At 73.7% G+C, this 2,304-nt stretch carries 2 protein-coding genes and 1 pseudogene; all 3 read left to right on the plus strand.

Annotation, left to right across the window (positions count from 1 at the left end; genetic code table 11):
• The first annotated feature begins 39 nt into the window (after positions 1-39).
• Entirely contained in the window at positions 40-603 is a 564-nt protein-coding gene (gene ruvX, locus HGA02_RS16835) for a Holliday junction resolvase RuvX (protein WP_168680307.1), read from the plus strand.
• Positions 604-610: 7 nt separating this feature from the next.
• Positions 611-1,816 carry an endolytic transglycosylase MltG gene (gene mltG / locus HGA02_RS16840; RefSeq protein WP_168680309.1) on the plus strand — a complete coding sequence of 402 codons (1,206 nt, stop codon included), beginning with the start codon at positions 611-613 and terminating at the stop codon, positions 1,814-1,816.
• A pseudogene (locus HGA02_RS16845) lies at positions 1,809-2,304 on the plus strand (shikimate dehydrogenase); the annotation flags it as partial. The gene mltG and the pseudogene HGA02_RS16845, both read left to right, overlap by 8 nt.

The following is a 2,304-nucleotide window of genomic DNA, read 5'->3' on the forward strand; positions in this document are numbered from 1 at the left end:
CGACGCCCTCGCGTCGGTCGTCGACGGGCTGCGGGCCTGATGAGCGCCGACACCGGCGTCCCCCGGGGGCCTCGGCTCGCGGTGGACGTCGGGTCGGTGCGCGTCGGCCTGGCGGCCAGCGACCCCGACGGGCTCATCGCGACGCCCGTCGACACGCTCGCCCGCGACGTGCCCGGTCGCAAGGAGCGTCGGACCCCGGCCGACGTCGCGCGGATCGTGCACGAGGTGCAGGAACGTGGTGCAGCCGTCGTGTATGTCGGACATCCCCGACACCTCTCGGGTGCCGAAGGTGCCGCATCGGCCGCTGCGCGCGCGTACGCTGTGGGGTTGGCGCAGGCTGTCGCACCCGTCCCGGTGCGTCTGGTCGATGAGCGGATGAGCACGGTGACCGCACATCAGGCGCTGCAGGCGTCCGGCCGATCCGGGCGCCGCCAGCGGCAGGTCGTCGACCAGGCGGCCGCGGTGGTGATCCTGCAGTACGCGTTGGACGCGGAACGTGCGACGGGACGTCGTCCCGGGGAACCGGTCGACGACGAACGATCCCAGCACGACCGCACGGCGCACGGGGGGCCTGTGGGCGACGGACGAGCGACGGTGGAGTGACGCGTACGTGAGCAACAGCCAGACCGAGTGGTGGGCGCCCGTGGAACGCGGCGACCAGGCGGCCGAGCTGTTCGGCGGTGACCCCGCCGCGCGGCAGCAGCCGTCGGAGTCGCGCCGGGCGCGGCAGCGCGGCAAGGCGAAGGCCGAGCGCGAGCGCAAGCGGCGCCGGCGCCGGTCGTTCTCCGTGCTCGTCGTCGCGCTCGTGCTCGTCGCGGGTGCCGTCTACGTCGTGTCCGAGCTCATGGGCGGCCTGTTCCAGGGCAGCGGCCAGGAGCAGGCGATCGAGGACTACCCGGGCCCGGGCGTCGGCTCGACCGAGGTCACGATCGCGTCGGGCGACTCCGGTGCGGTGATCGGGCAGAAGCTCGTCGACGCCAAGGTCGTGGCGAGCGTCAAGGCGTTCAACAAGGCGTGGGCGCTCGAGCCGAACGCCGGCAGCATCCAGCCGGGCACGTACAAGCTCCGCATGGAGCTGCCCGCGGCCTCCGCGATCGCCGCCCTGCTCGACCCGGCGAGCCGCGCGAGCTTCCGCATCACGATCCCCGAGGGGCTCAACGCCGAGCAGATCTACACCAAGATCAACGAGAAGCTCCCCAACGTGAGCGTCGACCAGCTGCGCGCCGCGGCGGCCGACCCCGCCGCGATCGGCCTGCCCGCCGAGGCCGGCGGCAAGGTCGAGGGCTGGCTGTTCCCGACGACGTACGACCTCCCGCCGGACGCGACCGCGGCCAGCGTGCTGCAGATGATGGTCGCCAAGATGGTCGCCGAGCTCGACGAGCGGGCGGTGCCGGTCGAGCAGCGCCAGGAGCTCCTCACGAAGGCGTCCATCGTGGAGCGCGAGGGCAAGCTGCCCGACGACCGCGCCAAGGTCGCCCGCGGGATCCAGAACCGCCTCGACCGGCAGATGCGTCTCCAGGTCGACGCGACGACCTCCTACGGGCTGGGCGTCGTCCGCGCACCCACCCCGGCGGAGAACAACGACCCGAGCAACCCGTACTCGACGTACGTGCGCATCGGCCTGCCGCCGGGTCCGATCGCGTCGCCGGGCGAGGTGTCGATCGACGCGGTGCTGCACCCCGCCGACGGGCCGTGGATCTTCTGGGTGACCGTCAACCCGGAGACGGGCGAGACCCTGTTCACCGACGACTTCGCGGAGCACCAGGCCAACATCGCGCAGCTCAACGCGTGGCTGGAGGAGCACGGGAGTGAGTGACGGGCCGCTGCGGCGCGCGGCGGTCCTGGGGCACCCGGTCGGGCACTCGCTGTCGCCCGCCCTGCACCGGGCCGCGTACGCGGCGCTCGGGCTCGAGGGCTGGGCGTACGACGCGTTCGACGTCACGGAGGAGCAGCTGCCCGCGTTCGTCGCGGGGCTCGACGCGACGTGGGCCGGCCTCAGCCTGACGATGCCGCTCAAGCAGACCGTCATCCCGCTGCTCGACCACGTCGAGCCGCTCGCACGGGTCGTGGGCGCGGTCAACACCGTGCTGCTCCAGGGCTCCGGGTCCGCCCGGACGCTCGTCGGCGCCAACACGGACGTGTACGGGCTCGTCACGGCGCTCGGCGAGGGCCTGGGCGCGGGGGAGAAGGTGCGCTCGGCCGCCGTCCTCGGTGCCGGTGCCACGGCGGCGTCGACGCTCGCCGCGCTCGCCGAGCTCGGGTGCACCGCCCCCGTCGTCTACGTGCGCGCGCTCGCCCGGGCGG

Source organism: Cellulomonas septica (assembly GCF_012396155.1).
Classification (GTDB): Bacteria; Actinomycetota; Actinomycetes; order Actinomycetales; family Cellulomonadaceae; genus Cellulomonas; species Cellulomonas septica.

Excerpts from the sequence above, each read along its gene's own strand:
- ruvX (WP_168680307.1), top strand. The coding sequence starts at position 40 with ATGAGCGCCGACACCGGCGTCCCCCGGGGGCCTCGGCTCGCGGTGGAC.